The sequence below is a fragment of the Vibrio sp. M260118 genome (genome assembly GCF_036533755.1).
GTDB lineage: Bacteria > Pseudomonadota > Gammaproteobacteria > Enterobacterales > Vibrionaceae > Vibrio.
In genome coordinates this window covers 1-6,100 of sequence record NZ_JATABG010000210.1, presented here as the reverse complement: position 1 = coordinate 6,100, position 6,100 = coordinate 1, and the positions used below count along the sequence as shown (strand labels likewise).

General features: G+C 47.1%; 7 protein-coding genes and 1 pseudogene. All 8 read left to right on the top strand.

The annotated features are described in order from the left end of the window. Positions 1–829, top strand: a pseudogene (locus QTO00_RS12830) (cobyrinate a,c-diamide synthase); the annotation flags it as partial. A 236-nt stretch (positions 830–1,065) separates the two neighbouring features. Then, entirely contained in the window at positions 1,066–1,863 is a 798-nt protein-coding gene (locus QTO00_RS12825; RefSeq protein WP_331425157.1) for a DUF2189 domain-containing protein, read from the top strand. A gap of 69 nt (positions 1,864–1,932) precedes the next feature. Next, a complete protein-coding gene (locus tag QTO00_RS12820) occupies positions 1,933–2,430 on the top strand; it encodes a SprT family zinc-dependent metalloprotease (protein WP_331425156.1) in 498 nt (165 codons plus the stop codon). A gap of 67 nt (positions 2,431–2,497) precedes the next feature. Further along, on the top strand, positions 2,498–3,205 hold the full coding sequence (locus QTO00_RS12815) for an endonuclease (protein ID WP_331425155.1): 708 nt from the start codon (positions 2,498–2,500) through the stop codon (positions 3,203–3,205). Positions 3,206–3,312: 107 nt separating this feature from the next. Continuing rightward, positions 3,313–4,044, top strand: a complete 732-nt coding sequence (gene rsmE, locus QTO00_RS12810; protein ID WP_331425154.1) for a 16S rRNA (uracil(1498)-N(3))-methyltransferase — start codon at positions 3,313–3,315, stop codon at positions 4,042–4,044. A 13-nt stretch (positions 4,045–4,057) separates the two neighbouring features. Next, positions 4,058–5,005 carry a glutathione synthase gene (gshB, locus tag QTO00_RS12805; RefSeq protein ID WP_331425153.1) on the top strand — a complete coding sequence of 316 codons (948 nt, stop codon included), beginning with the start codon at positions 4,058–4,060 and terminating at the stop codon, positions 5,003–5,005. A 52-nt stretch (positions 5,006–5,057) separates the two neighbouring features. Beyond that, entirely contained in the window at positions 5,058–5,621 is a 564-nt protein-coding gene (locus QTO00_RS12800; protein ID WP_038208066.1) for a YqgE/AlgH family protein, read from the top strand. 20 nt (positions 5,622–5,641) lie between these two features. Beyond that, entirely contained in the window at positions 5,642–6,067 is a 426-nt protein-coding gene (gene ruvX, locus QTO00_RS12795; RefSeq protein WP_038208069.1) for a Holliday junction resolvase RuvX, read from the top strand. The last annotated feature ends 33 nt before the right edge of the window (positions 6,068–6,100 follow it).

Here is a 6,100-nt window from a genome sequence, read left to right as displayed (position 1 = left end):
GCTACAACAAAGCCTTAACCCCGAAACGGCTTTCTGTGGTTGGCTACCTAAAGATATGGACCTTTCACTACCTGAACGTCATTTAGGCTTAGTCCAAGCGCAAGAACTAGACGATATTGAGCAACGGCTAGATCATGCCGCCAGCTTGCTCAATCAGTTTGGCAACATACCTCTTCCCGCGCCGCAAGCATTCGAACCACCTAGCCTAGCTTTACCAGAGGTAACTGAATCTCTACAAGGACATAAGATTGCCATCGCGCGCGATGCTAGCTTCGCTTTTATCTATCAAGCCAACTTAGAAATGCTAGATTCACTCGGCGCTCAGTTACATTTCTTTTCCCCAATTGCGCAGGAGGAGCTTCCTGAGTGTGATGCGTTATATCTTCCCGGCGGATACCCTGAGCTATATACACGGCAGTTAGAACTCAACATCACTTTAAAACAGCAAATCCTCGACCATATAGAATCAGGAAAACCTTGCCTTGCTGAGTGTGGAGGTATGCTCTACCTCAATCGCAGCTTAATGAGTAGCGAGGAGCAGACTAGCAACATGGTGGGCGCACTCAATGCAACTTCTCAGATGCAAACTAAACTGGCTGCACTAGGCATTTTAGAGGCCGACTTTGACGGGCAAACACTGCGCGGACACACCTTCCACTACTCCAAAACGCAAAGTGAAGAGCAAGTGTTAACCCAACCAGTTTCGCAATATGGCCGACCGACAGATCCGATTTGGATAAAAAATTCGACCATCGCCTCTTACGTGCATTGGTACTTTCCGTATAACCCTGATTTGGTAGCAAAAATATTCAAAGGCACCTTGCTGTAGACATGTATCTCAAAGCAAAGCATTGAGATACTGCTGCCAATTGCGTACCGGAGAAATTTGAAATTTAGCGATTAACGGTCAATAGTTAAAAATATGTTAACGAAGATCCGCCAATGGAGAAGTCTCGTAGACATCAATAACTGATGCGCCGCTTAACCAAGACGTCGCCAAGCCGGGCATCGAGTTTCATTCACTGCAAAATGCAGTGTAGTTAGAGAATCGATCAAGGAGGATGTATGCCTCGTACGGTGAATCCACACGACTTCGACGAAAAACGCAAAGAGGTCAAAGACTCAGAATACGCCCGCACTATCCCGTGTAATCAGGTCAGTATTTCTGCTCCATTCCACTGGCTTGCACTTGGTCTTCACGACTTCGTTCGCATGCCTCTAATCAGTGCTTTCTACGGCCTGTGCTTTATGGCTGCTGCGATTGGCATAGTGTTACTTGTCCAATGGCAAGGCACACACTTGGTCGTAATGCCAAGTTTAGTTGTCTACATGCTAATTGGGCCATTCCTCGCACTCGGGCTTTATGACGCCAGTTGGGAACGAGAAAAAGGTCACAGCCCTAGCTTGCTTCACTCGATGAAAGCGATCGGCCGCAACTCTACATCTCAATGGGCTTTCGCGGTCTTACTCGCGGTGTGTATGATCTTCTGGATGAGAATCGCAGCGCTGCTTCACGCTCTCTACCCATCAGTTCAGGGCGCACCTTTGACTGAATTTATGCCATTTCTTGTGATTGGGTCATTGGTCGGCTTCGTTCTAGCATGTGTCGTTTTCAGTATTTCAGCGGTCTCGATTCCACTGATGATGGAGCGTCGAGTAGATATGATGACTGCCGTCTTCTCAAGCTTCAACGCAGTTAAATCAAACATCCCAGCGATGATAGTTTGGGCAGCGCTGATTTGTGGCGGTATCTTGGTTGGCTTTGCTACCTACGGCATCGGAATGCTATTTACTATGCCTATTCTTGGTTACGGTACTTGGCACGCCTACCATGAAGTCATTAAGAAAAAGCACCACCCATAAGTCGCACAAAACGCTAAACCAGTATATGATTCGCCCCTCACTATAGGGGCGTTTTTATTGGGGTCGAGGTTGAACTTAGAGCTAGAGTATCGTGCAAAGAGAGTGATGGCTGAGTGCATTCAAGCGGCTTCCCAGGCTTTCCAACGCTCATTTCCTGTTCCTCAGCTTAGCTTTAAGCTGCGCGGTAAAGCAGCAGGTAAAGCCTACCTACAACTGAACGAAATTCGCCTCAACCCTATTCTGTTTACAGAAAACCAGCAGGCATTTCTAACTGAGGTGATTCCTCATGAAATTGCCCACCTGATTACCTATCAAGTCTATGGTCGCGTCCGCCCGCATGGAAAAGAGTGGCAAGGCGTGATGGAATCGGTTTTCAATGTCCCGGCTCGAACCACCCACAGCTTCGAAATCGCTTCAGTGCAGGGAAAGACATTTGAATACGATTGCGGCTGTACCCTCTATCCCCTATCGATTCGCCGCCACAATAAAGTGGTTCGTAATCAAGCGAGTTATCGCTGCCAACAGTGTCAACGCCCACTGACCTTTACTGGTAAACAGCTATCATAACTATTAGTAAATCATTCTAGTTTTGCGTGTTAGACTGCATTCTTTAGTCCTTTTCTAACACGTTATCATGAGTAAATTTGTCTCGGCTATTATCGCCACATTGCTGTGCGCGTTTTCCGTTCAAGCAGCTCCTCCCTCTTCCTTTTCTAAAGCCAAGAAAGAAGCGGTAAAAATATACGCAGACCATCCGGTCAGTTTCTATTGTGGCTGCGATATTTCATGGCAAGGAAGAAAAGGCACCCCAGATTTAGCCTCATGCGGATATCAGGTACGCAAACAACAAAAACGTGCATCACGTATCGAGTGGGAACATGTTGTCCCTGCTTGGCAATTCGGCCATCAGCGTCAATGCTGGCAGGAGGGCGGACGTAAAAATTGCACCAAGAATGATAAAGCCTTCCGCATGATGGAAGCGGACTTGCACAACCTCACACCCGCAATTGGCGAAGTCAACGGCGATCGCTCCAACTACAACTTTAGCCAGTGGAATGGCGTTGATGGCGTCAGCTATGGTCGCTGTGAAATGCAGGTTAACTTTAAACAGCGCAAAGTCATGCCACCAGATCGCGCTAAAGGCTCTATTGCGCGAACCTATCTTTACATGAGCCAAGAGTATGGATTTCGCCTCTCGAAGCAGCAAACTCAACTGATGAACGCATGGAACAAACGGTTCCCCGTTGACCAATGGGAGTGTGAACGCGAAAAACGCATCTTCAACATTCAGGGTAATCGCAACTCATTTGTCTTTGCGCAGTGTCAATCGAGTTCCGGCTAGACGAGTTGCGAGTAAATCTGTGCAAACACTCAATTACCCTTGTTTTTTAGTGCTTAAGCATCCATGTTAGAAAGTAATTCAAATCTCTTGCTGGAAATCGAAACAGAATGCGAATCCCACGAATTTATCACCCAGAAACCATCTCACAATTAGGCACTGTGCTTCTTAGCGACGATGCAGCAGGGCACATTGGCCGCGTACTACGTATGAAAGAGGGCCAAGAAGTATTGCTGTTTGATGGCAGCGGGGCAGAATTTCCAGCAGAGATCACTTCGGTTTCGAAAAAGAGCGTCGAAGTTGAGCTAAAACAGCGTGTCGAACATAGCTCAGAATCACCGCTTGATCTGCATCTTGGTCAAGTGATTTCACGTGGTGACAAGATGGAGTTCACCATCCAAAAATCTGTTGAGTTGGGAGTGAATACTATCACCCCTCTGATTTCTGATCGCTGTGGGGTTAAACTCGATCAGAAACGTTTCGAGAAAAAGCTCGCCCAATGGCAGAAGATCGCCATCAGTGCCTGCGAGCAGTGTGGCCGTAATACGGTTCCCGAGATTCGCCCAATCATGCAGCTCGAAGATTGGTGTGCAGAAGAGTACAACGGCTTGAAGCTCAACCTTCATCCACGTGCCAAGTACTCAATTAACACCCTACCAACACCAGTGGAAAAAGTACGCTTATTGATTGGTCCTGAGGGCGGACTCTCTGCTGAAGAGATTGGCATGACAGAAGAATATAAATTTGAAGAGACACTGCTAGGCCCACGCGTACTGCGCACGGAGACAGCAGCTCTTACTGCAATTACAGCCTTGCAAGTTCGTTTTGGCGATCTTGGTTAAACGGAGAAAACACATGATCAAATTAGGTATCGTAATGGACCCAATCTCGTCCATTAACATCAAAAAAGACTCTAGCTTTGCCATGATGCTTGAAGCGCAGCGCCGCGGCTACGAAATCCACTACATGGAAATGAACGACTTGCACCTTGATCAAGGTGTCGCAATTGCCGATACCAAGGTTGTTGAGCTCAAAGAAGATCCAAATGGTTGGTACGAGTTTAAATCGGAGCAAACCATTGAGCTTTCTGAACTAGATGCTGTATTGATGCGTAAAGATCCTCCGTTTGATACCGAGTATATCTACGCAACCTACATCCTAGAGCGCGCCGAAGATCAAGGCACTCTGATTGTTAACAAGCCGCAAAGCCTGCGTGACTGTAACGAGAAGCTGTTTACCGCTTGGTTCCCAGAACTGACTCCGACCACCATCGTGACGCGTAAAGCTGAGAAGATTAAGGCCTTCCGCGAAGAACACGGCGATGTGATCCTTAAGCCTCTTGATGGTATGGGTGGCGCATCAATCTTCCGTGTCAAAGAGGGTGATCCTAACGTTTCAGTGATCATTGAAACTTTGACCAACCATGGCCAAAACTATGCAATGGCACAAACTTTCGTCCCTGATATCAGCAATGGCGACAAACGTATCTTGGTTGTTGATGGTGAGCCTATGCCTTACTGCCTAGCTCGAATTCCAGCTAAAGGCGAGACGCGCGGCAACCTTGCAGCAGGCGGAACGGGCGAAGCAAGACCACTAAGTGAGACAGATAAAAAGATCGCTGAGGCTGTAGCGCCTACACTTAAAGAAAAAGGACTGATTTTCGTCGGTCTAGACGTAATTGGCGACAAGCTGACAGAAATCAATGTGACTAGCCCGACTTGTATTCGTGAAATCGAGGCTGCATTTGATGTGTCAATCACAGGCAAGTTAATGGACGCAATTGAGCGCCGACTGAAAGCCTAACTCTATTTGGGCAACGCAATGAGTTGCCCCTCCTTGATGAATGGGAGTCTGTATGAATTTGACCAACCATTTTTTAGTAGCAATGCCGGGGATGAAAGATCCCTACTTCAAACGCAGCGTTATCTATGTGTGTGAGCACAATGAAGAAGGCGCGATGGGTTTGATGATTAACGCGCCTATCGATATCACCATTGGCAAGATGTTGGAGAGAGTCGATGTCGAGCCATCGCACCCAAAGCTAATTTCTGAGAGTTTAGAAAAGCCAGTTCTTAATGGCGGTCCGGTGTCTGAAGACCGTGGATTTATTCTTCATCAACCTAAAGATGAGTACGAGTCTAGCATTAAGATGACCGACAACATCTCGGTCACAACATCTAAAGATATCCTTGGCGTATTAGGCACAGAGGCAGAGCCCAACCACTACATCGTTGCGTTAGGTTACTCGGGTTGGGAGCCAGGACAATTAGAAATCGAGCTGTCAGAAAACTCTTGGTTAACTGTTGAAGCAGACCCTGATGTGATGTTCGATACGCCAATCAACGAGCGCTGGCAGAAAGCGGTGCAAATGCTTGGCATTGATGTGGCTCAGCTCTCTAGCGAAATTGGCCACGCGTAAACAGATTAAGAAAACTATTTATGTCTAAAACCATTATGGCCTTTGATTTCGGTACCAAAAGCATTGGCAGTGCAATTGGCCAAGAAGTCACAGGTACAGCTTCACCACTCAAAGCATTTAAAGCCAACGACGGCATCCCGAACTGGGATGATATCGAAAAGCAGATCAAAGAGTGGCAACCTAACTTACTTGTTGTCGGGCTACCTACAGACCTTTATGGCAAGGATTTAGAGACCATTACACCAAGAGCAAAGAAATTTGCTAACCGCCTGCATGGGCGATTTGGCTTGCCTGTAGAACTTCATGATGAAAGGCTCTCAACCATGGAAGCTCGTGCAGACCTATTTGAAATGGGCGGCTACAAAGCGTTAAGCAAAGGTAATGTCGACTGCCAATCTGCAGTGGTTATCTTAGAGAGCTGGTTTGAAGCTCAATGGGGGGAATAACCTCGAGTGGCAAGTTCCTAGTCCCTAGAAAGA

Bases quoted from the DNA above. Each gene is read 5' to 3' on its own strand.
- QTO00_RS12800 (WP_038208066.1), top strand. From the start codon at position 5,058: ATGAATTTGACCAACCATTTTTTAGTAGCAATGCCGGGGATGAAAGAT.
- rsmE (WP_331425154.1), top strand. From the start codon at position 3,313: ATGCGAATCCCACGAATTTATCACCCAGAAACCATCTCACAATTAGGC.
- QTO00_RS12825 (WP_331425157.1), top strand. From the start codon at position 1,066: ATGCCTCGTACGGTGAATCCACACGACTTCGACGAAAAACGCAAAGAG.
- QTO00_RS12815 (WP_331425155.1), top strand. From the start codon at position 2,498: ATGAGTAAATTTGTCTCGGCTATTATCGCCACATTGCTGTGCGCGTTT.
- gshB (WP_331425153.1), top strand. From the start codon at position 4,058: ATGATCAAATTAGGTATCGTAATGGACCCAATCTCGTCCATTAACATC.
- ruvX (WP_038208069.1), top strand. From the start codon at position 5,642: ATGTCTAAAACCATTATGGCCTTTGATTTCGGTACCAAAAGCATTGGC.